The sequence below is a fragment of the Pedobacter sp. UYEF25 genome, assembly GCF_054061655.1.
Genome location: NZ_JBSSEL010000004.1, coordinates 46,387 through 70,893, shown reverse-complemented (window position 1 = coordinate 70,893; position 24,507 = coordinate 46,387). Strand labels below are relative to the sequence as shown.

Here is a 24,507-nt window from a genome sequence, read left to right as displayed (position 1 = left end):
GTTATCCTCTATGCTTTTTTTAACGTAAAAAATAAATGCTCGTCTGATTAGACTCTTCTCAGAACAAGAGTCAAAAATTAAATTTAACATACAGCGGAGGAGGCGACTCCGATAAAATTTATCTAATAATTATGGACAAGTTCCGTTACAAAACGAAATTTTGTTGTTTGGTAGAAACTTAATACTGTTAATATTGATGTTAGATGAAGTTCCATCCCACCATTTTGAGCTAGGGTTAGAACTGTCTGAAAAACCTTTACCCTCAACGAAATAATCGCCACCATCTGTTTTATTTTTGCCATGCTCCAGATCAAACTGTCCGTCAGCCTGGACAATTGCGTGTGCATAGTGAGCAAGCGCTGTCATGCTTTCATTATCGTTGGTGGTTTTTACATTTTCATCTACATGCCAAATTAGTAATCCTCTATCTGTCGGGATCATCTCGTTACCTAGGGTAGATTTATTTCTTGCTTCGATAAGAAAATATTCTTTGGGGTTTGATGGGTTTGTAAATCTTGCTATCACATCTCCATCTTCTGTCAAGGTGTAACTTTGGTTGCCTTTGATATCTATTGCTTTCACCCAGCCCATCTTTATCAAAAACGGTGCGCCAAAAGCTTCCACCTGTCCATTGCTTCTATTGCCGCTCATTACAGAATAAGCGCCCGTTCCTGCAGAACTTCCATCGTGATCGTACGTATCTGGAACACCCCATGCACTGTGTCCTAACTCATGGTTAAACCAAAATAGATTAATGTTTTTATCAGAGGGTGCGATGAAATTTTGGGCAGTAATTTGTCCCAATTTCCCGCCATTTGGTGCTGTCCAATCATTAATTCTATGCGTTCCGCCCGAACCTGCAATCCAATCTGTGGTAAAGAAATTCATCGAAAGAAACGTTCCCTCTTCTCCGGCATCACTAGAGACAGACAATGAATTCCAATCATATTTTGGGTTTTCCTTCTTAAACCATTCCAAGGCTTGTTTAGAAAGATCTAAAAAGACCGTCCAATTTTGCTTTTTATACCAAGCCGCCGTTTGTGGAGCCCTAAAATAACCAAAAATATCGTGCTGTAAATCAACTTTACCTCTACTCTGATTTAACCAATATTTTCTTACCGATGCGGTAACGGTTGGTTCTGTATAGTTTAATCCGTTAATAAGGCTGTCTGCCCGAGTCAATAAAACATTAGCTGGAGCATCAGAAAAATCGATTAGAATTACCAATCCTTTTAATTTCTTTGGGATCACTTTATCATTTACAGTCTCTTTATGTAGATCTAAAATGCCTTTTTTTCGACCTGCAAATTTCGTCGATGCTTTTGTGCCCAAAAAAGTACTAAAAGCTAAAAAAAATAGACAACAAAATTTAGAAGTGAATGATGAGTTTGTCCAAAGCATAGATTTTCATTTAATTCAAAACTAAACTATTGCCCAAACAAATTACACCGCGATAGTTACAAATCGTTGTGGTATTTTGCTTAAAGAAACCTATTGTCGAGTTTAAATAACAAAAGCATTTTTAAGATATTCATGGACGAAAACCTTTGGTTGAGTTATACTTTATAATTAAAAAGTGTAAACGTGCCGCACAGGGGCTATGATCATTGTAACTTTTTCATTTCCTTATTGCTTTGTTCGCAATTCTAATATTTTAACGCTTCGATTTGTAAGGGTATAGGTTTTCGTGAATGAAAAGCAAAAAAAAGAGGCGTCCGAAAAAATTAAATTTCTCGGTACGCCTCTTATAAACCTTTTTTGATAACGCTTTTGAGTTTTGATAATGATTTTCAATCCGTTAGTCAATAAGAATACTGTGTCACTGCAAGGAATTGAATAACTATTTCACAAATTCGATTTCAAACTTATTTAAAAACGGATTGCCATCGATACCATAATCTGGCTTAATTTCGATATTCATCCAATACATCATCAAAGCAGTAACATCAGATGGTGTTGATATTACTGAAATACCACCTGTAGTTGGCTCTGCCTTTGTTGCAGGAGGAAATAAATCTTTTAGGTTAGCCCATGTGTAACCTCCGGAGAGAGAAAGATCTACACCACCGGTAACCTTATTAGACATTACTGATTCTGCTCCCTCGCTCATTGGCCAATAGCCAATAAGACTTGCAAAATTTGGATCTTTTGTAATGTCTTTTAAATTCGCATTGGCTTTTATAGTTGCATCATCCAATGCGATATCAAAATATTGCAAATTCGCACCATAAAACGGCGAAACTGCTCCTGCAATATCGCCAACCCTATTCCCTAACCTAAAAACTTCGGCATTTGCCAAACTTTTCCTAGATAATATGTCAGCCGTCTTTTCTAAATTTCCATCCATATACATCTTTAACGTTCTTGCGGTAGGCACGTTAGAGGCATTTACTGTAGTTTTTATCGTCATTGTTAAGGTATGCCAATCCGTTCCAGGAGGCGTTGGTGCGCTGATCTGCATCTTACCAGATCCTCCATTTGCCGAACCACCAACGGTTACAGACCATTCATCACCATAGTGCCCCCATACCCAACCCGTAATTGTACCACCACTTAAACCAGCACTTTTACTTAAAAAAAGTGGATAATAGTCACCTGTTCTCGAAAATTTAGTATCCATTTGTACCGTAATATCGCCCGTTAAACCAGGATCAAAAAGAGCGGAATTGCCATTTGAAATTGTGGCTCTAGAAGTGAGTGTTCCAAATAATGGCGCGCTGTAACCATCTTTCTTTAATTCCCGACCTAATAGTTTTCCGTTACTTGCTATTATAAAGCCTCCCTGTGGAGCAGCATTACTTCCTCCGTGGTTACTCGTTACAATTACAAGCCAGTCTTCGTTAGCATAGGTCTTCCTAGCTTTCAATGCCGTCATAATCTCGCCAACGTAGCCATCTGTTTTTAAAATAGCATTTTTATAAGTTGCATTAGTGGCCAAATAACCACTGTTGCTACCTGCCGTTTCAACTTCCCTAAAGTTAACAATGATAGCGCCTAATTGTGGTTTCGAATTTAACAAACTAATTGTAGAGTCCTTTACCGCCAAATCGGTACTAACCGAAGGTGCAAAATCTGCAATTTTTAAATAACTGCGTAAATTTGACCAAGGCGTTACCACAGAAGTTTTAAACGCTTTAAACTGCAGAACGTAATCTAATACGTTTCTAAACGCAGCAGGAGATTGATGCTCATCAGTTGTGGTAGGTTTAGCTAAAAAATCATCAGAATTGATTAGATGTTTGTTAAAACCAACACCCGTAACCATAGAAGCCCAAGATGCCACATCAGTTGCAACAGTTCCTTTTAGTACGTCATAATTATACTTCCCTGTCTTCTTCAGTTCTTCCATAGCAGGTGGTGCTATGGCTTTTAGCTCACTTCCGGTTAGGCCGTCTATGCTGATCACTAGTACCTTTCTTTGCACTGTATTCAAGGGTTGCAATTCCTCAAAAACAGGAGGTGGATTATCAAATTTTTTACAACCTATATTTCCAATTGCAAGCAAAGCACCTGCGACGATCAAAATATTAAAAATTCTATTTTTCATTTGATTTTCTATATTAGTTATGGCTTAATTATATTACATTCTGATAAGTTCGCATAGTCTGCATTTTTTCCACTTTTAATAACGACTTTCACGAATTTTGCAATGACATTTCCACCCGGAAAATTATAGTTATAAACGTCGATATTTTGTGGCAATGTAGTACTCGCTACCGGAGTGGTGCCGAACCCAGCAGCATCGTTTGAGGTTGCACTTACAAAAATATCAACATCCTGTACATAACCCGCTGAATTATTTTGTCGTTGTGCAAAAGTCATCCCCTTAATTGGTATTGCAACAGGTGTTCCGGTAGATAGAACAATATTGATTGGATATCCATTTGTATTGCTTGCGCTAGCCGTTCCGTAGTTCGAATGCCAGTAAGAAGATCCAGATATTATCCCGTCAGCTAACGCGCTTGGAGTTCCATCTCCATCTGCATTAGAACTTACTGACACAACGGATGTTGTATAAGTAACTGCCCCAGTTCCCCCTGTTTTTGTCAGCGGGTTATAGGTCCAAATAGCCTTGTTTAAAAGCGGGTAACCTGCTGATGAAATCTTGCTCTGAGAAATTCCACTAATGGTAATGCCCCATGCCTGAAAAAACGCAATGAGATTTAAGTTTGTGTACGCACTCAATTTCTCATACACAAAGTCTCTTTTATCTTGATCATTGTTTGATAATCTTTTAGCATGACGGGCTTCGGTGTATAGGTATGTCATCGCATTATAACCGTACAGTTCAAAAATTTGCACAAATGGTGTCATTCTTTTGAAAGGATCGTTAATGGCTACATCATTGTCAAAATCTTTCGATCCCGTCTTAGAGGCGTAAGCTATGGCTTCTGGAAAACCACTAGATACTGCAGGATGAAGGATATTGTAATCTGCTCCAATTCTATTTGCAACCTTAAAACTGAAAAGATTGTTAGTGGTTTCTCCCAATGTACTCCAACTCCAAACCGTTGGTTGCTGGCAATTGTGGCCAAATTCATGATAAGCTCCCCACGTTAGGTTACTCGTTGTTAAACGTTGTGCACTAGTAAAGGCACCAAACCATTCGCTATCATTCGTACCCACAAATGGAAAACCACTGTGCCCATAACCCGCTGAAAGCTGAATGTCTAATACGCCTCGCCAAGCACCCTGCGGACTCCGGTCTAAAATATCCGGCGCATTGTCAGATAATCCCATCCAACCGTTATAATCTAAATCGAATACGTTATTCCATAAAGTTAATGGTACAGCCATATCGTTTAACGGTTCAGAAACACTAGTAAATTGAGCTACAATCTTGTCTCTTGGAACTAGGAAAATTACATGCTTCGATCTTAATTCTAACCAAGGGACTTTAGAAGCCAAAACTCTAGCTTTCCATTCTGCATGGTTGCTTACATTCAAAACAAAATCTGGCGATGCACATGCGCCGCTTATGGTAAAATCTACCGGTTGAGAAATGGCAAAAGAGGCATTGATATAGATAGAACCTCCATAAAGATTTCGCATATAATTAACACCCGGAAACAATGGCGTTACTGCATAACTGATGGGATCGCGCAGCAGCACTGCTTTTCCCGTTAAATTATCTGTCTGGCCACCAATTTGCATGCTCAACCCATTTACGCCAGGTGGAACAATAATTTTGATCAATTCGCCTGGTGCCGCATAATAACCGGTACTAAATTGTGGTTTAGGCGCAACATTGATTCTTAAATTAGCGGCAGTTTGATTTGCAAAATTTAAATCTAATGTAAATTTAGCATTCACTACTCTAGGCTCGCTCGCATCTACCAAACCAGGAAATATCCTAGCCTTGGTATATGCAGATCGGTCAATTACTGCCATATTGGTATCTACAGTTATGCTTATCTGGTTCCCAGAGGCATCGTCCACGCCATCCTTAAAATTGTATCCATATTTTTTACATCCCGAGAAAAGAACCGCAGTTAGTAAAATGGATAGTGCCAATAATTTATAAAACCTCATCTTTAAAATTTAGTTAGTTAGTAGAAAGACTTAAGTAATTAGGAGAAAAAGACCTGCCTGATAAACCCCAGCTTGTTGGAGGCAATACGCTAAACCAATTGTATATTGTAAAAGGCAAATCTACGCCATTTGGTACCGTACGATAAGCAACTCCGCTAATTGAAGGATTGATGTTTGGCGAAAGATCGTTAAACGATGCCCATGTGGCATTGGCAGTAAGCGTAAAATCATTGCCTTTACCAGAACGATCTTTCAACACAAAACCAGTTCCCTCGTTACAGGGCCACCATCCCAATAAATTATCAAAATATGGATTGCTTTTATTGATTTCGCGTTTCATGTAAGTAACCACATCGGTTTCTGGAATAGCAACGTTAAAAATGGCTAAATCTGTAAGCAAGAAATTTGCTTGATCGCTTCCTCCACCAGCATCAGCTCCGATTCTAAGAGGAATCGCGTTGTCTGGATTTCTCGAAATAGAGTTTGAAACCCTTTTTACAGCATCTACATATAAAGTGAGCGTCCTTTGTCCTCCTATCACGCTGATCGTAAATGCCGCCGTATGCCACTGTGCATCCCTTATGTCTATTCCAAAACCTTGTCTGGGGGTTCCGCTCCAATCTAACTGTGAAGAATTTCCGCCATTTAAAAACCCCCACCCTGTCGATGAAACAGAATTGAAAGCATCTCTTTTTGCAAAAAACATCGGGTAATAACTTGCCTGGTCGTAGTCGTTTCTAAACTTAAACATCAACGTATAATCACCACTTGCACCAAAGTTACCCACGTCAGTGTTAGATAATGCGCCTTGAACACTGGCGCTACCGGTCGACTGAAATCTAGGAGATTTACCTGTGTAAGCAATTTCGGTAGTATTAGGTTTGCCATAGGCTTTTGTATCGAAAGCAGGATTATAGAGCGCTACATAGGTGTTTTTGCTAGGGTCTCCAAATAAGGTGGCATCCCCTGTAGGTGCGGTTGGATCTACCCCGCCTTTATTAGAGGCGATAACTACGAGCCAACTTTCATCGGCATAACTAGGACGCATTTTAATTGCAGCGATCGCCTCACCAAGGTAACCATCCAAAACAGTTATTGCAGCAGTGTAGGAGGTATTGGCAACATTGTACCCGCCATTGTTGCCGGCAACATCAGCACTATTAAATTCCGCTACAATTAAATCTGCATCGTTACTTCCAATTTTACCTTTTAAAGCGGTTTGCACTTCTGCATCAGCGCTAAATACCGTATGTTCCGACGCGTCAATCGCCAGCTTGGAGTCAAAACTAGCACTTGCTGCAAATGAAACTGTCTTCAAATATGGACTCACTTGCTTTAGCCGTGTGAAAATTGATGGAAACTCTGCAATTTTATTACCGGCAAAATCGTTTGATAAAACTTTGTGAGCAGTAACAGGAACACCTGTTATCATATCTGTCCAACTGCCAGCGTTGGTTGGCGTAATGGAAGTACTATCATTTAAAGCATTAAACGAATAGGTTGCGTTCTTATTGATTTTAACAATATTATCTGGCTTCATGGTTGACAAAACCGATCCACGAACACCATCTAAAATAATGTACAATACCTTCTTTTTGCCGGCACTAACGGCTAAGCTATCGTTGTTATAGTCTTTGTGCAATACGCCTTCAAAATCTTTGTTACAAGATGGAAGAGCCATTGCCACAGCACAACATAAAACAACTAGTAAAGCGCTTTTTAATATGCTAGTGCCATTAATACTTTTATTATCTCTATACATAATTCTCATTATTTTTGAAATTCAACCTTTAAAATATTATTCGTAGCGTTGTTGTTGAAACGAATAATATCCCCTACCAAAATTGCGGCGGGATTACCCTCGTCAGACGTTACTTCTAGCATGTCATATATCTGACCTATAAATACCCCCGTGTTGTTATAGCCCTCTGCCAATTCTCCATCTGGGTTTATGACCATAAATCCCTGTCTGAGCACCCCATTGTAGCGATTAAATGCGCCGGCAACTATAATTTTACCACTGTTTAATTGATGAGCAAAAGTTGGAAATCCTCCACTCAGCGCAGAAAATGTAAAGCCAGCGCTTAATGAGCCATCAACATTTAATAGCGCAACACCTGCTAAAGGCAACCCATTGAAGGAACTGAAAGACCCAGATATTATTATTTTATTAGTGGTTGTATTATATCCAATTGAAGTGATGACATTATTAGCCCCTGCTCCCGCAGCAAATGTTTGATCTATTTTTCCATCTGGATCTAAACGTACGATTCTATTTTTTGAAACCCCATCAAAACTAGTAAAGCTGCCTACCAACACTAAACTTCCATCAGAAAGTTGAATTGCGTCATTAATTGCTCCATTACCTGATGCTGGAGATGTTTTGGTGGCAAGATTAAACCTGTAGGTCGAATCCATAGCCCCATCAGCATCCATCCGAACAACCTGTTTCATTTGCGTATTGTCGTACACCTTAATATCAGTGGTTGAACGTTCGTAAAAAGCTCTTAAATAGCTATCGAAATTTCCAACTACATATACCTGATCTCCAAGGCTAAATACACGTTTTATCAATAAACCTGTAGAACTACCAGAAAAATTACTTACGCCACCGTTAAAGGTTGGTATGGTATCTTTATTCTTGGTAGGATCGTTTTGTGTTAGGTTAATTACATCTACAAAACTTGTGTCTAAGGTGCCGTCGACGTTTAATCGGGTTATGTTATTTATATTCTGTCTATTATTACGCCTTGAATTGAAGCTACTAAAAACTCCTCCAATTAAAAATTTGCCTGTTTGACTGCCTGAATTAATGCGAGTCATCGAGGTGATTAATCCATTTACTCCAAAACCGAAATTTAATGACTTATCAATCGTACCAAGCGTATTTACCTGTACAATTCTACCTAGAGGTAATGCGGGCGTACTTGTTTTTTCATAATCATTAAATGCACCACCTAGCAAGAAATTCCCAGAAGGTAACCTAAAACTATCAAATATAGGTGCATTAGATCCGTTTACTACTGCAAAGGTTTTATCTACATTAACTTTCCCACCAATTTGTAAACCGGGCCCGAAATAAGTTTGATTATCTAAGGATGGGGTACCGTCATTCAACGTAATCCATAAACCGCCTGTACTTGCATTCTTTGGCACACGAAAGCTGATCATTTCGTTTGTTAGCGCAACCACTTCTGCCTCTAGCTCATTTACGTAAAACTTAAATTTACCTTGGTATTTTTTTAAGCCATTAACCTTCAATTCTACCACATCGCCAGGGCTGGCAATAGATGGTATAGGAGCTTTAGAAATAAATTCAACTCCTAATGGAGCTTTACCGCCATCGTAAGGGTTTTTAAAATTTACCTCGTTTTTTTGGCATGCACCGAATGTCACTGTAATTACCAAAGCAATTAAGCATTGAAGGTGCCATCTATTTGACTTTAAAGAAGATATCATCATTTAAATTTAATTTTTTGAACTTAAACTATGGTGCCGGATCTATTCCGGCTGCCAATACTTCTCTGACGAACAATGGTTTTGAAAACCCAAAATCGTGTTTATTTATAACCAAACTTCCGAGAGGGTCGCCACTAAGCTGTGCCTGCCGAAGCACATGTATTATCCCATTGGTAGGCTGGATGTCTGAAGTTGCCACAGGTACATTTATCAAACTTTGATTTGGCTGCGTACGATCTTGAATGTATGATAAATACAATTGGCGATAGCCCGTGTACTTTACGCCACCGGCATCATTGTAGATCACACCGATATTCATAATTTGTCCATCAAACGAAGTGTACGCCTGCCCAGGATAGGCAGTATAGGCCAAAGTATCTAGCTGCGGGTAATCTTTTAACTTGTTTGTGCCCTTAAAAATGTATTGAGCCAAAATTTTTCTCCAAACTGCTCGCTTTATCTGGCGATAATCCTTTACAGTATCTTGGCCATTCGCACTTAAAAACTCATTTAAATACAACACAGATTTCGCGATAGACGAACTTGTAGGCGCAAAGAAGGTTACATTTTCCTTGTCTAAGATTTCGGTCATCCCAGCCAAATCTATTACCTGTACTGTGGTATCGAACATTACTTTATTACTTTTTAAATATTGTAAGATGCTGCCGTCGTATTTAGCAACGTGTACACCTGTATCGAAAAAGTATTTCTTTTTACAAGAGAAGAAGCTTGCGGTCATCAATACCACTAAAAACACTATAGTTATTTTTTGCATTACAAATATTTTAGTTATCTCCAATAATTATTCAATGTCATAAAGGGATTGTTCGCTAGCGCGGAGGCATCTATCGACCAAGTCCAAGCGCCATTGTTAAAGTCACTAGGTGAAATGGTACTCCCAGGAGCGATTTGACTGCTGGAGCCTTCTCCCGGCAAAATCCGTCTTGTCCTTACCAAGTCGTAATAATATTGACCTTCGCAAAAAAGCTCTCGTGTACGCTCTAAATAAATATCGTAGGCTAAAGTTTCGCCAGTAGACCCTAGCGGCGATTTGCCAGCTCTATCACGTACTTGGTTTACATAACTAATTGCAGTGGCATCATTACCTAAATCGTTTGCGGCCTCGGCTGCTAACAATAACATGTCTGCTAACCTAAATACCACCACATTATCATCATTAAAGACACCGAAATCTGTACCACTGATGTAAGTATTAGTGTATTTTTTTAGTTGGAAGGCATACGTACCTAGATCATAGGTTTCTAACCAAACGTCTCTCCTTAAATCAGGTTCGCTTAGCGGAAACAATTTTTTCATAAAATCTGCAGCATAGTAACCATTACTTTCTGTTTTGGTTGGACTACCCTTGTAAGGATAGTGAGAAAAGAAATCGGACGAATACGTTAAAGAGTTTGACCCCTCTCCATAGTTTACGTTAGATATAAACTCAAATAAAACTTCGTTTGTTCCACCTTTAAAAAGCTTCTTATTATTCTGTACGTTAAGCGGACGCACTAGACTGTATTGTGAATAGGTAGCGAGTTCGTTGCCTAATGAAACGGTAGCTTCATAATAAGGTCTTTCGTTTCCTTTGTCGAACGAGGCTGCCCACTGATTCATATGCATCAACAATCCAATGGCTCCTCCCCTCATTGCCCTATTGCCATTCTTACCTTGATCATCATATCTTACTGGTAAATCTTCTCTAACTGCCATCATATCAGCGATGCAACTTTTCATTACCAGGACTTGATCCATTCTGGGTAATGCTTTTTCGTGATACGCTTCAGTATAATAGGGCACATCACCATACAGTCTCACCATGAAGAAATAGCATAAGTTGCGTAAGAAAACCGCCTCTGCCTGATACGTTTTTCTTTTTGCATCGCTAATTACTGCAGGATCCATATCGCCAACTTCCTTATACATGATGTTAGCACCTTGAATGACATCGTACCAAACTTGCCATTTATTAATGTTTCCAAAAATATATGGTAGATAAAAAGAGTCGTTATTTGCAGCCGTGACGTCATTTCGAATAAAGGCAGTCATTCCGGTTACTCCGCCTTGTACCGTGGCCGGGGAACACCTCAAATCTGCAGCATTAAACGAAAAGTTCCCAGTGCCTGTAAATTTTGTACGTAACCTAGCGTACAATCCGTTGGCATAGCCTTCTACATCATCTGTAGACTTCCAATAGTTATTGCCAGATAAATTATCGATAGGCGTAACATTTAGGAATTTTTTACAACCGGATAAACTTGTAAAAACCATGCCTACTAAAAGTATAAATGTAATTTTTTTCATATCTCTTTATATTTCCTGTTAGAACTCGATATTTAAACCTAAAGCGAATTGCTTACTAATTGGATAACCTCCAGAACTATCTCTTCCCAAAGCTGTTACGGCCTCTGGATTTGGCCCTGAGTAATTTGTAAGAAATCCTAAATTTTGAACAGTAATGTATGAACTGACCCGATTGATCCCTATTTTTTGTGTGAAACTTTGATTAAAGTTATAATAAAGCTTCACAGAGTTGATTTTAAAATAAGTCCCATCTTCTTGAAAAAGTGTTTGTGCATAGCGATATGGGTCGACAATTGAAGCACGTGTATAGTCAAATGGATTAGCGTAAGTTGCGCCCGCATAACCGGCGTTACGCCAGTAGTTATATTCGGAAAGTGGCACCATGTTGCTTAATGAGTAAGGGTTATTGAAATTCTGGAACTGGGCTGCTAATGCATTATTTAAGATATCTCTTACTAAAGTAAATGATGTATTTACTTCGAAACTGAAGTTTTTGTAAGAAATGAGCGCTCCCAAACCTCCTGTTATTTGAGGCTGTGAGTTTCCTGCAACTACCCTATCGTAGGTATCCAATAAAAAATCTCCGTTCAAATCTGTAAAGACCGGATCTCCTGCTCTAAAATAATTATTGACTCCTGTGCCACCTGTACGATACCTCAAGCCCGTTGCAGGATCTACGGGCACATCATTGTTAGTTGCATAAACACCTTTGTTATTATACAAATAGTTAGACAAAGAATTTATACCCAACCTCCTGTAGATGTCTTGCCCAGTTTGGCTATCGGCGTCAATTAATTGTCTGACACCGTCCGGCAGAGCAGCCAAAATCTCCTTGTTGATTGCGATCGAGCCATAAACGTTTAATTTGAATGGGCTAGTTTGACTCAATGGCCTAGAGTTTAATTGGAATTCCCATCCGTAGTTAACATTAGCAGTTTCTACCGAGGTTACTGACCCAAATGAGTTAATGTTCGCAATGTTTTTCTGTCTAAAAATCTGTGTTACCTGCTTATAATAGGTATCCACATTTACCCCAAATTTCCCACCCAATAAACTTAAATCTACACCACCATTTAAGGTCGTATTCTTGGTAGGCTGTAAACTTAGATTTGGTAACCGATCTGTTTGGAGAACAATACCTGGATGGTTATTATACTGGTATGCAATGCCTCCGGTATATTTACCGTAAACATCATAAATAGTCCCATTCGGAGCAATATTGCTACCATAGCTACCACGAAGACTTGCATAATCTAACCAGCTTTTATACTTATCTGCAAATTCTTCTCTATCAATGTTCCATTTTATAGAGAGTGATGGATTCTTTGTATAACCTGCCAAAGGCCCATTCACTGAACTTCCATCTGTACGATAGTTAAAATCTAAAACATATCTTTGTTTAAAGTTGTAAGAAAATTGACCGGCAAAAGCAACCGATCGAAAATCAGTAAAATTATCTAATGTACCACCTAAGCTGAGATCGAAGCTGGGAACAGCAGTTACAGGTCCTAGAATGAAGTCGTTAGCGACGCGCGAGTTATTAATTACATCTGCTTTAAAGTTAGAGCTATTAATTTCTGTGAATGCGAATATGTTAAAGTTATGTGCCGCTTCGCCTTCATTATCATCGATTGAATAATTATAGTTTAAGCTAGTTCTATTATACAACTTAGTAGAACGATCATTATATGCATAATAATTACCAAAATCGTTGCTCTTTACTGCAGGAGCAGCACTAGAGTTGCCGTTAATTGCAGCAGGCGTGTATGTATCCTTTGTACCGGTTATATTGGTATAGTTTAAGACAGTACTGGCTTTTAAATTGGGAATTATCTCGTAATCCAACTGTAGAACGGCAAAGGTATTTAAGGTCTTATTGCTGTTTTTTGTCTCCAAAGCGCCTAACACTTCATTTGAGGCAGAATATAAAGAGGGAGATGGCAATAATGAAGATGCTGACCCTCCACTAGCAACTCCCGTATTTGTTAAACCAGTTCCACTACCCAATTTTTGCTGCTGTATAGAATTATTTAACTGGCCAATCAACTTAAATTTTCGACTTGGAAAATAAGTCATCGTTGTATTGATGTTATAGCGAGAGTAACCGGTGTTTTGTTGAACACCAGATTCGTTGAAACCGCCCAATGCAACCTTATAGTTAAATGCGATATCGCCACCAGAAATACTTAAATTATGATTCTGATTATAGGTTGGTCGGTAAAAATAAGACTGCCAATTCGTAGAGTTGTTATAGTAAGCATTTAAACTATCCGAAAGAAAATCAATCCCATTTATCGCGTTAAGCGCATGATTTGCAGAGGTATCATTACCCAAAATTTGATTGATACGTGTTAATCTTTCCTCTTTACCGCCAATTACAGACCGTAACTGAGGTACTGTGCTTAAAAAACCAGAACCGTTATAGCGTACTATTGGAACTTTAGAATTACCGCGTTTGGTGGTGATTAAAATTACACCATACGCACCCCTTGAACCATATAATGCCGTGGCAGCGGCATCTTTTAAAACCTGAATGTTGTCAATATCTTCGGCAGGAATTTGCGAAGCTGGAGAGACACCAGGTCCTGCTTGTTGAAAGCCGTAAGAAAAAGTAGCGTTGTCATCAACCGGAATACCATCAATTACATATAATGGTGCAGTAGGCGTTAAAAAAGCATTGTTCCCAGCACCACTTGTATTGATGTTAGAAAGTCCTCTGACAGAGACATTGCCACGAAATCCTGGGGCACCCGTATTGTTCTGAACATTAAGACCCGCTACCCTCCCTTGTAATAAGGATATTACGTCTCCGGTGGGTGCGCCTTGTATATCTTCTCCAGAAATTGTGATAGAGGAACCTGTAGATAGCGTTCTAGTTTTCGAAATATAACCTTGCGTTTTAATTTCTACATCTTTTAAACTCTTAGAATCCACTTGTAAAGTAACATTAATGGTTTTGCGACCTGCAACCTTTATCGTTTGGGAAAGGAGTCCTACAAACGAAAAACTTATTTCAGCATTCGCATCCACCGTTATACGGAAGTTACCCTTAGAATCCGTTTGACCTAAGTAGCCCTCGTTCCCTGGTTTGTTTTGCCTGATAGTTACTCCCGGAACGGTTTCTTTTTTTGCGGTGCTGCCGTCAAACACCTTTCCAGTAACCACAATGCTTTGGGCTGAAGAGGTCTGGTAAAAACCACACACCAAAAGGGTAACGATTACATAAAAATATTTCATCTTAAACATATCTTAATTCCTTTAAAAATCTCGTTTTCATTAATCGTTCTCGAATTTAGGTAGCTCGGTAGTGAACCAAAAAATCACTTCCCAATCCCCCTCCTGATAAATATTATAATTCATACCCAAAATGGCTGACTGCAAAGAATTACCTGCTCCAATTCTATCAAATCTAAAAAGTGATGTTGCCTGGTCGCCCCCTAAAGTGGTATATTTGGTAGGGAATTTTGTTAACGGGATCGGGTAGGCAGCTTGATAGGTGACTTCTGTAGCTGTTTTAACCATATTAAAACCGTGCACAACCTCATTCCATTTAGTTTTGGCAAACTTGTTCGGATCTATCGCATTAAATAAAGTGTCCACAAATCGAAATGTGATACTATGACCTGTATTGCCAACCGCACCTTCGGGCTTAAGCTTAAACAATACTCGAACGTCGCCGCTATTTAAGAACCTGTTCGTTCTTTTTCCACGAATGTTAGATACGACAGCCGCAGGAACAGTGGTAGTGGTTGCTTGGCCAGTGGTAGCATCTAGTGTAGATGGTTCTACCGGACGCTCTCTAAAAGGAGTTAACTTGAAATTTTGAAAATATTTTCTTCCACCAGAGTTAGACATTTCTACATCGAATACATACCCAGAATCTGGTTGTGCTTTTACAAAACTGCTTTTGGCTCCCGCCCACATTACAAATTGGCCTGAGTGCTGACGAATTTCAAATAACTGATGATTCTCAGTCGTTCGCTTAGCTTCAATATCTGCCAATGAAGTTTCTGTACCATCATAAGACTGTTTCCAAACTTTTATAGGAAAAAAATCTCTTAACTCCGGCGCATCTTCTCCGCTAAATCTCCTCATATTAACGATTTTAAAATCGAGCGGAACGGAGGAACTTGCAATGTTAAAATTTCCCGTAAAAACTGTTGTTCTACCTAAAACTGGTTGATAAATATTTTGTGTAAATCGAGAATCAAGACCTAAGGACAATCTATCATCTGGTAGATTCTTTTTACAACCATATAGCGTAAGGGCGAAAGCCAAAAACAAATAAAATTTCTTCACGTTATTTAAATCAAATTTATACATTGGTTATTTGTTTAATCGGGTGGTAAACTCGTTGAAGCCAAAGTTATGTAAGGGGTTGAGCACATAAATAACGGCGTTACTTGTCCTGATATTCACCGCTGCCGTTTCGGTACGATCCCAATAAGCTCTTACGAATCCACTTTTAGTATCAGAATATTTTACCACTTGAGCTCCACCGCCTACATACCCAGACGCATTTTCTTTATTGTATTCTATGTGCATCTGTTCGCCTACTTTTACGCTGCTTACATAAATTCCGTCTAAAAAAGTTTTAAAGTCATCTGTTAAGTATTGCTTTTTCACAATATACTTACAGGTCATGGTATCAAGCTCAGCCAGATTTACATTGGTTAAATTAAGAAGTTGTTTGCCCTGTTGTTGCCGATAAAAATTTAAGCTTTTTAACGCAGCGATAAAGTTTTCATTGGTTGCTGCAAACAAGGTTACTTGCTGGTTCTGCAACGTATCTTTTAAATCTGGCAACCTATCTAACACCTTTAATAAGGAATCATAAGTAGGTGTTTGAGCACGTAAATAGTCGATTGCGTTGCCATTAAATTGTTGTAGCTCATTCTTCTTGTTGTAGAAGGGAGATTCTTTACTACAAGACAGTATGCTGAAAGTTACTAGGAGCAACATTGGCAGTACTAAAATATATTTGTTTTTCCTCATTTTCATATGATTGATGTTAAACTTATTGCCAAAAAGCATTTTGCGTAATAGATGGATTAGCAGTGATAACATCTTGCGAAACAGGCCAGTAAATTGCGCCAGCAGATTGTGCCTGGGCAAATGTTAGAGGAACGCCTTGTTTGTACATGAAGGGCCCAGAAGGTTTTTTGATTCTGTTGTATCGAATAATGTCATACCATCTCCAACCTTCACCCATCAATTCGCGTCTACGTTCAGCAAAAATTGCTGTTAATACATCTTTAGTAGATGATTCTAAGAACGGCGCAGTTCCTCGCAATTGCGCTGCACGGTTTAGCGCATTTATTGCATCGCTACGTTGGCCTAATACTGCTAGGGCTTCCGCACGCAACAACGTAATTTCTTCTAACCTTGTAAATACTATGGAAGAGGAATACATCAAGAAATTATCACTCGCTTTTGATGCACCGACGGATCTAATTTTACTAAAAATTGGTCTTTCTGAAGAGAAACTTGTGAAATAATACGGCTGATAGACGAGCGCTAACTTATCATTTCTCTGTGCGTCTATCGTAGCTACAGAATCTACACTAAACCTCAAATCTCTAGGGTCTGTAAATATAGTTCTGATACTGTCCTTTGGTATAAAAATTTCTGGTTTTGTTTTTGGAATAATAGGCTGTGCTAAAGTCAGTTCCTCTATATGGCCAGTAGTTGTTGCACTGTTGGCTCCATACTCAAAAGAAAAACCGATTAAATTTGTTTGTCTTTGGTAAACGAAAGGGTTCACCTCTTCAGAATCACCATCAGGAAAAGTTGCAGTGAGTTCGTTTATACCAAGATAGCGAATGGTACCATAGCCGCCGTTTCCTAATTTTGGATAGTTGTCGATAACAAATTTGGTGTAAACTTCACAATCTATATAATTCTGCTCCCAAGCGGCAACATGAGCTAACAAAGAATAGGCAGATATTCTTGTAAAAGCCGCACCTTGCCATTGTGCTAAATCAGCGCCGTAGTATAGTCCAGGTAAGATTGCATCTGTATCTCCATACCTAAAAGGTAGCACTTGCGCAGCATCCATTAAATCTGATTTACAAAAAGAAAGCACTCTGCTTTGAGAAGTTCGCGGCACTTTTATAAATTCGCCATCGTTTGATGATATGAGCAACGGAACATCTCCCCACGTACGCACTAAATAAAAATATGCCAGTGCACGGAGTGTTTTAGCTTGTGCAATATCTACCTGATTATTCAATTTTGTATACCTTGCATCGTTGGCTATAATTTCGCCAGAACGCTCTATGAAAATACTGCACGCATTGATTACCGCATAGAACCTTCTCCAATTAGAAAGTCGGTTGATGATTGGGTAAGAAGCATTCAAACGCCCCTCGATAATTGCGTTTAAATCCTGTCTACCTGTCGAAATAAAATCTCCTTTTCTTAAATCACCCATTAGCCACTGTGTATTGTCTGATGCGAGCGCCGACCTCATCAACCCGTACGCACCGAATAAATTTGTTCTACCATCTGCCGTGGTCTTCCAGTTTTGCACTTCAGTTTGTAAATGTGCTGACTGAACGTTGTCTATCTTTTTACAAGAAAAGCCCAATATCCCAGCTAATAATATTGCTACAGCTACACTGGTTTTGGCAAATTGATTATTATACATATTCTTATAAATCATAATATTCCTTATATCTATAAATCCAATTTAAAACCGAGCACAAACGTTCTTGGAATAACCATATTCGCCCCGTCGTAAATCCCGTTAAAGCCTACCAATTCTGGATCTACTCCCGAAAACTTTGTTATTGTTAATAAATTCATTGCGGTACCATATAGATAAGCACGCTTTACACCCACTTTCGTAAATACTTTAGTGAAATTGTAACCCAACGTTAGAGACCTTAATTTGGCATATGAGGCATCCTCCAAAAACAAATCTTGATCTTGTCTGTATGGAACTGCTGAACTAAAAGGATTGTATATTGGATAATCTTTAGCGTTATCGAAGGCTTGCCAGGAGGAAATCTCTCTAACGGCAGATATATCATTTGCTGCTTCTCTGTTTATAAAATCGTAACGACTCGCATCAAATTGATTAATGGCTTTCTGTCCGACGGCAAAAAAAACATTAACATTTAAGTCAAAATTCTTGTAGCTAACGGTATTGTTCCACCCTCCGGTTAATTTTGGAAGTCGATCACCCGTTATAACCTTATCATTTTCATCAATTCGATAATCGTTGTTATAATCCACCCACCTTGGATCTCCAGCTTGGAGCGCAATTCCTTTAAAAGTTGTTTTTTGTCCGTTTGATGGATTAGAAGGAATTTGCGCATCCGTATCGTATATACCAACATTTGAATATAGCCAATAACTTCCTACAGATTTACCAACTTGAATTTTATTGCCCTGATAAACCAATTCGTTTAAACCGTCTGGCAGCGCGGTAACTTTGTTTTGATTAAAAGCTAGATTTAGTCCGGTAACCCAGTTTAAGCCACTTTTGGCTTTAATTACATTTGCATTTGTTAACAGCTCTAGACCTTTATTGTTAACAGCTAGACCTGACCGATAGGAATTGGTATAACCAAGTTCTTGTGGTACAGGCGCGTTAACTACCTGCTGCCTATCATCTCTGTTGTATTGCAGTCAATGCCAAACTCAATCTTCCATCTAATAGTGTGGAGGAGAGCGTAATGTTTGTACGGTCTGCATATGGCAAAGGAAGCCCATATCCTACATATCCACTAGAATAGGGTCTATTTGCAGTAACAATGGACGCATAACCTGCTACTGTTGGTTCTGACGGCCAACCACCTTCTGATCGGAATTGTGGTCCGGCGGCAAATCGGTCATCTAAAAACGCACGAACAGTACGTCCCCAGCCAGCGCTCAAATCCAAAGTTTGTAAGGTGTTGTTGGAAGATAAAAACTGATTTCCTAAATGCCAAGCTGCACTAAACGCTGGAGTTGTAACCCAACGGCTATCTGGTTGTCCGTTTGAAGTTCCATCTCTACGTACTATTGCATCAAAATCAAATAAGTTTTTGTATTTATAGTTTGCACTGCCATAGACCGAGAACAAATTGCTCTCCAGATTGTCTAAAAACCTAAAGGCATAAAAATTTGGATAAGAATTTAAGTAACCGGTATTAACACTACCATCGTTATTGTACACGTTTCCTAAAACTTGGATAATCTTGATAAAGTCGTTTGGCCCATTATAACCTCTAGTGTAATTGTATTTATAATTATCGCCTTGAAATTGTTGACCAACCTGGGCTGTTAAGTGGTGGTTGCTATTCTTCAAATCAAAATCGTAACTCGCTACATTACTTATTAAAAGACGCTGATTATAGCCAAAATACGTAGATACAAAACTAGACCCTGCCATTAATGTTGAGGGCACGAAATAATCACGAACTCCTTCAGAATAATCAACAATGAAAGAAGAACTGAGCTTTAACCTACCCAAATTGGCAGCAACCGTTAGATTTCCATTTAATACGGTAGATCTATTTAGATCGGAGCTCTTTCCTACTTCTTTTAAATAATTTGAATAATTAGATGTATTAGGTGAAATAGGCACACGCAAATCAGGAATGTAACGCGCTTCCGCGAAGCGATCTCTTAGACTTCTATTTCTGTCTCTATCTAACCTGGCGGTACTTACAATGGTAGAGACAGTTAACCATTTAAATGGAGCCATATTTACCGAGACAGAAAGGTTGTATTTATCAAACCCAGTATTGTCTGCAGTTCCGGCATTTTTAGTTCCGCCGCCGAAAAAACGAAAATTAGCACGCTCTGTACCGCCTGAAATGCCCAAATTTACATTGTAAGACGGTGCGGCTTCGTAATAGAGGTCATTCCAGTTAGAAGATCCAAAATAGTCGCTATTGGTTTTATCTGATAAAAAAGTAGGATAATTTGCTTTATTTTCTGCTGTTGCGTACTTCTGATAAAATGGGGCCCTAAAATCGTTTTCAAAAGATCCATTTGTGGTATAAACACTTGGGGGCGTTACAAACCCGAAATACGAATTTACGCCAATACTTCTTGCGCCACTTTTGGCCTGCTTGGTAGTTATATATATAGCTCCGTTTACCGCATTAGGTCCTAGTTTAGCCAAGGCTACAGGATCTTTAACAACACTAATAGACTCAATATCATCAATATTTACTTGAGACAATAAGTTATTTGCCGGCCCAATTCTATTGTAATCGTATTGTTGAACGTCATACGCGAATGCATTGTCTTGCGCTAACGGAACACCATTTAAATAAACCACGGGCTGCAAAGCGGTAAAGTCCTTTTTATTGAACATCAAACCAGAAGGCCCTCTAATAATTAAACTCTGCTCGGTACCTGGCTCTCCAGTTGTTTCTTGTACATACACGCCAGCAAGATTCCCTTTAATAATTTGCTGTAGTGATAGGTTAGGAATTTGAGCTGATGTTTTGATATTGATTGTATCTCGCACCGATCTATAATTTTGCAATGCACGAACCATCCGCCCAATCGTATCTATTTTGATTGTGTCTGTTACCGATGGACGTTTCAAAGTGTCTTGGTAAGGAACCACATCCCTATAGGAAGCATAGCGTATATGCACACACTTACTGTGGGCGCAAACGCTAATTAATAGACATAGCAATGACACAAAAAAAACCTTTATAGAATTTTTAACCATTTTTGAAAATTATTAATAATTGATCTTAAAGAAATACCCTAATTTAATCCAGAGCGGGCTAGGTTAGGTATTGGACGGTAAGGTTTAAAAATTTCGGTAGTAGGGAGTAGTAAATTTGCATCATAGTCGTTTGGTTTGAGTTTTGGCAATGTCCTAATTGATAGTCAAATTTTTATTTTCGACCCCTTTTTTAAAACACATTTAGTTATTAGCACAAGATAGCATTTAAAAATTAAAATCAAATATGTTTACGTAAACATTTTTATAAAACGAGCAAGTAGTCGATCGTAATAAACTGTTCTTGCGTAAATTAACTCGATACTGATGCTTTACGACGAGTTTTTCTTGGTTTAAAATTATCAAGAATAAATTTGCTATAAGTGGCTTCAAATCAGACATCCTTTAAAATTTTAACTGCTCACTTAGTAAAACATAGATTTGTAACACCACAGACATTGGAAACAGTATTTTCTCAATCTTTTAGAAAAAAGAGTATGTTACCTAAAAAATAACTAAAGTTCTTTCTAGTTCAAATGTTTAGGAAGTTTAATCCGGTGTTAAGCAAGATATCATTTGTAGCTTTTAAACTAAGGTGATGTGTAGCTTCGCCTTTTGTTTACTATTAAAGAGATTTTGATTGCCATTAAAAACTTCCTTTATCCCAATATTTACAAAAGTTGGAAACATTGCTTCTTCGTGCTTAGCATGCAATCTATCGTCGGTCTATTTTCCACATTCCCAACTTTTAACCTGCCCCTACCGTCTAATTTATATTCTTGCGTATTATAAGATTTTGGAAACGTTAAAGCGTTAACGTTTTGAATGTCCTCGCCTTTTACGAGTATGTCAATCGTTTCACCCTTTTTATATTTTGCTCATCGGAGGTCAGTTTTATTATAATTGCAAATTCAGCTACTTCTTTAACTGACACTTTTATTACACCCTCTAATTGTGTGGAGACAATATGAACATCATATGCATCAATCGATTTATTTTGGTAAATCGCCGTAGTCGATCTATCTACTAGAATATGCATTGCCTATTTCCAGTCTAACATATTTCCTATAAGAAGTGAAGTCTTTCTGTCGATTTTCCTATCGCTGTCTATGAAGCAAGATATGGCACTTATACTTCCATCGATTTTAAGCAGTTAAAACGCTTTTCTACAACTGTAATAACCATAGGACTCTGCAATAGAAAAATTAGCAAAGCCTGCCGCTGAATTTTTTCTTAAAGTGAACGTCTTTCTTTTACTATCTCCTGCCTAATTAAAATCTGCAACATCGGTCCGGTTGGTGTGTATGAACTGTAAAGAGCTACTCCTTTTTTTTGCATACAGCGCTATAAGCATTTAGCGAATACTCAAATTATCCAGTTGAATAATTGCTTGAGGATCCATTAAGACAGCGAATGGGAGAGAATTTTCTCCACAATTGGTAAGCCAAGCTTTTTTCGTCAAATCGAATAACTTTGCCAACATGTGTCAATATTGATAACCTGCAGATGACGTTATTACGATACCTTGAATGGCATACTTTAAAGGACTAGATTTGGTTTTTCTATGGACATCTGCCTAAGCTAGGAGCTATCTTTCGCCACATAGAATCTTCTTTTTGCTAGAAGCGCAAATTTCCATCCAATCGGTTGGTGATCAAAATAATTTTTCTAATTATCTGTGTACCACATTGAGAATTTTTATCGTTAATTCATAGTTTCCAGGAATTTTAATCCTCATTGGAACACGAATTGAATAATCGAACTCTCCTAAAAGATATGTTCCTAAGTAGCGGGGATCGGCAGTACCTTTATAAAATTCGCCATTTGGGTTTGATGTCCAGGCATTTGTACTATCGATTTTTACGGCAGTAGTTTTAATATGGTAATACATGTTAAAACCATTACCTAAAGATGCAATTGGAAATGGAACGAGTGGATACTCTATTTTGATCGCATCATCCGTCGCTTGATATGTATCTGGCGCATAGTCTTGCAGATTCTGCAAAAAAGGCGGTTGAGGATCTAAGCCTGCTGCCGGTCTTTTAATTACTTCGCCTGTTTTCGGATTGAAAGCAACACCATTCCTATCCACAAATTTTAACGAAAATGTATTTGGAGCATCTCCAATTCTGTTAATGGAATATGAAACGAAAGGATTTTTATCTCCGTTAAAAAAGTATGTTACCTTAGAAGTTCCTGCTACAGCTCTTCCTGCAGCAAAGACGCCAGACTCTGGCGCTAGCTCTATGGCCGCTGCATCGACAAATTGTAATGCCATTGCATTTTTCAATAGCTGAGTCCCAACCTGGTTTTTCACCTCGATATCCATGGTATAGCTTCCTGTAGGAATATTAAAGGAGGCACTATTAGCTTCAATTACACCACTCGACGGATTAACTATAATTGGCTGTAAATCAGCAATTGTTCTTTTGGCAGCTATAGCGGCGAAGGTTATATCCGTCTTCGGATCATACGCTTTTGTCCAAACGCCTACTTTATAAGTTTTATTAAAAAAATCATCGACAATTTTTCCGGTTGCATCGTAAATATGCACCCATCTAACTTGTAATGGCAGACTAGACCCATCTGGAACTAAGCCATTCGATGCTCCTGTCTGCCCTTTCTTTATAACTAACAAAGATGGAGAATACTGTATTGTAGGACTAATAAAACCGTCTTGAATCTTTGTACAAGAAACGAATGACCCCATTGTCATTGTTAGAGTTGCGATGTATATGATATATTTTTTCATTTTTTTATCTAAAATTATCTTTCCCCGTAATAAAAAAGATTGTTAAAAGGTCTGAGTGAGTTTACCACCCCTGTTTTAGTAGTTATGAAAGCGCTTTGTACCAAGGTATGAATACCTACATCGTTTGGAACGTCTGCTGCCGTATTGTCCTGATCGATATTGTAGGGTTTCCATAATTGTGTAAAATACACGACTTGTGGCACTCCTGAAACCAAATTCGTGTAGCCAAGATTTCCATCTTTAGTGAATTCGTAAGAGACTGCCACTTTATTACCAGCCAACCCAGATTGATAAACCTTGCCGTTATTACTAAGCTTATCTGCCGTTAACTTTTCACCAGGAATAAAATACATCAGTAGGGAGTCTCTTGTTCCATTCTTATTGGTTTTTATATAATATTTTAAAGAATCTAAGGTAAACTTAGCGTTTGCGTCAAAATTTTCTTGAAGATAAAGTGTCCTTTGGTTTAAATAACTAAAGATTACACTGTTTGAAACGGCAAAAAGTGTTCCTGCCTCATTTATGTTGGCCTGCAAATTTCCGGCCTCGATAATCTGTGCTAGCGTATCAAACTGTTGTGTGCTTTTTAAATAATCAAAGGTAGTCACCTCTTTATATTTATCTACATTAGTAGGTTGCCCTCCTGTAATGTATTCTTTTTTACAGGAAAAAATACAGACTGCAATTATTAGAAAAGCCAAAATGATATTTGCTGAGTAATTCTTTTTTATTTTCATGAAATAAAAGTTAAGTTTCTAAAATTTTGATTTAAGTTAAGTCA

Annotated in this window: 15 protein-coding genes; all 15 read right to left on the bottom strand. The window is 38.4% G+C overall.

Annotated elements, in window-relative coordinates:
* Window positions 1–129 precede the first annotated feature (129 nt).
* Entirely contained in the window at window positions 130–1,401 is a 1,272-nt protein-coding gene (locus ACVWYG_RS05825; protein ID WP_457269224.1) for a hypothetical protein, read from the bottom strand.
* Window positions 1,402–1,840: 439 nt separating this feature from the next.
* On the bottom strand, window positions 1,841–3,547 hold the full coding sequence (locus ACVWYG_RS05820; protein ID WP_457269223.1) for an alkaline phosphatase family protein: 1,707 nt from the start codon (window positions 3,545–3,547) through the stop codon (window positions 1,841–1,843).
* A gap of 17 nt (window positions 3,548–3,564) precedes the next feature.
* Window positions 3,565–5,532: a M60 family metallopeptidase gene (locus ACVWYG_RS05815; RefSeq protein ID WP_457269222.1), complete on the bottom strand. Its 1,968-nt coding sequence runs from the start codon at window positions 5,530–5,532 to the stop codon at window positions 3,565–3,567.
* 13 nt (window positions 5,533–5,545) lie between these two features.
* Window positions 5,546–7,294, bottom strand: coding sequence for a hypothetical protein (locus tag ACVWYG_RS05810; RefSeq protein WP_457269221.1), 1,749 nt, complete (start codon window positions 7,292–7,294; stop codon window positions 5,546–5,548).
* A gap of 8 nt (window positions 7,295–7,302) precedes the next feature.
* Window positions 7,303–8,994, bottom strand: coding sequence for a DUF5008 domain-containing protein (locus ACVWYG_RS05805; protein WP_457269220.1), 1,692 nt, complete (start codon window positions 8,992–8,994; stop codon window positions 7,303–7,305).
* A 25-nt stretch (window positions 8,995–9,019) separates the two neighbouring features.
* The gene (locus ACVWYG_RS05800; RefSeq protein WP_457269219.1) at window positions 9,020–9,766 is read right to left on the bottom strand and encodes a fasciclin domain-containing protein; all 747 of its coding nucleotides are present in this window, start codon (window positions 9,764–9,766) and stop codon (window positions 9,020–9,022) included.
* A 14-nt stretch (window positions 9,767–9,780) separates the two neighbouring features.
* Window positions 9,781–11,298 carry a RagB/SusD family nutrient uptake outer membrane protein gene (locus ACVWYG_RS05795; RefSeq protein WP_457269218.1) on the bottom strand — a complete coding sequence of 506 codons (1,518 nt, stop codon included), beginning with the start codon at window positions 11,296–11,298 and terminating at the stop codon, window positions 9,781–9,783.
* An 18-nt stretch (window positions 11,299–11,316) separates the two neighbouring features.
* The gene (locus tag ACVWYG_RS05790) at window positions 11,317–14,544 is read right to left on the bottom strand and encodes a SusC/RagA family TonB-linked outer membrane protein (RefSeq protein ID WP_457269217.1); all 3,228 of its coding nucleotides are present in this window, start codon (window positions 14,542–14,544) and stop codon (window positions 11,317–11,319) included.
* A gap of 30 nt (window positions 14,545–14,574) precedes the next feature.
* On the bottom strand, window positions 14,575–15,621 hold the full coding sequence (locus tag ACVWYG_RS05785) for a DUF5007 domain-containing protein (RefSeq protein WP_457269216.1): 1,047 nt from the start codon (window positions 15,619–15,621) through the stop codon (window positions 14,575–14,577).
* A gap of 3 nt (window positions 15,622–15,624) precedes the next feature.
* Complete coding sequence (locus ACVWYG_RS05780; RefSeq protein WP_457269215.1) at window positions 15,625–16,293, bottom strand: hypothetical protein; 669 nt, start codon at window positions 16,291–16,293, stop codon at window positions 15,625–15,627.
* A 22-nt stretch (window positions 16,294–16,315) separates the two neighbouring features.
* Entirely contained in the window at window positions 16,316–17,947 is a 1,632-nt protein-coding gene (locus ACVWYG_RS05775) for a RagB/SusD family nutrient uptake outer membrane protein (RefSeq protein WP_457269214.1), read from the bottom strand.
* Between the two features lie 29 nt (window positions 17,948–17,976).
* Window positions 17,977–18,705, bottom strand: a complete 729-nt coding sequence (locus ACVWYG_RS05770; RefSeq protein ID WP_457269213.1) for a hypothetical protein — start codon at window positions 18,703–18,705, stop codon at window positions 17,977–17,979.
* A gap of 208 nt (window positions 18,706–18,913) precedes the next feature.
* Window positions 18,914–20,899: a TonB-dependent receptor plug domain-containing protein gene (locus ACVWYG_RS05765; protein WP_457269212.1), complete on the bottom strand. Its 1,986-nt coding sequence runs from the start codon at window positions 20,897–20,899 to the stop codon at window positions 18,914–18,916.
* A gap of 1,747 nt (window positions 20,900–22,646) precedes the next feature.
* Window positions 22,647–23,726, bottom strand: a complete 1,080-nt coding sequence (locus tag ACVWYG_RS05760) for a hypothetical protein (protein WP_457269211.1) — start codon at window positions 23,724–23,726, stop codon at window positions 22,647–22,649.
* Window positions 23,727–23,740: 14 nt separating this feature from the next.
* Entirely contained in the window at window positions 23,741–24,463 is a 723-nt protein-coding gene (locus ACVWYG_RS05755) for a hypothetical protein (RefSeq protein WP_457269210.1), read from the bottom strand.
* Between the last annotated feature and the right edge of the window lie 44 nt (window positions 24,464–24,507).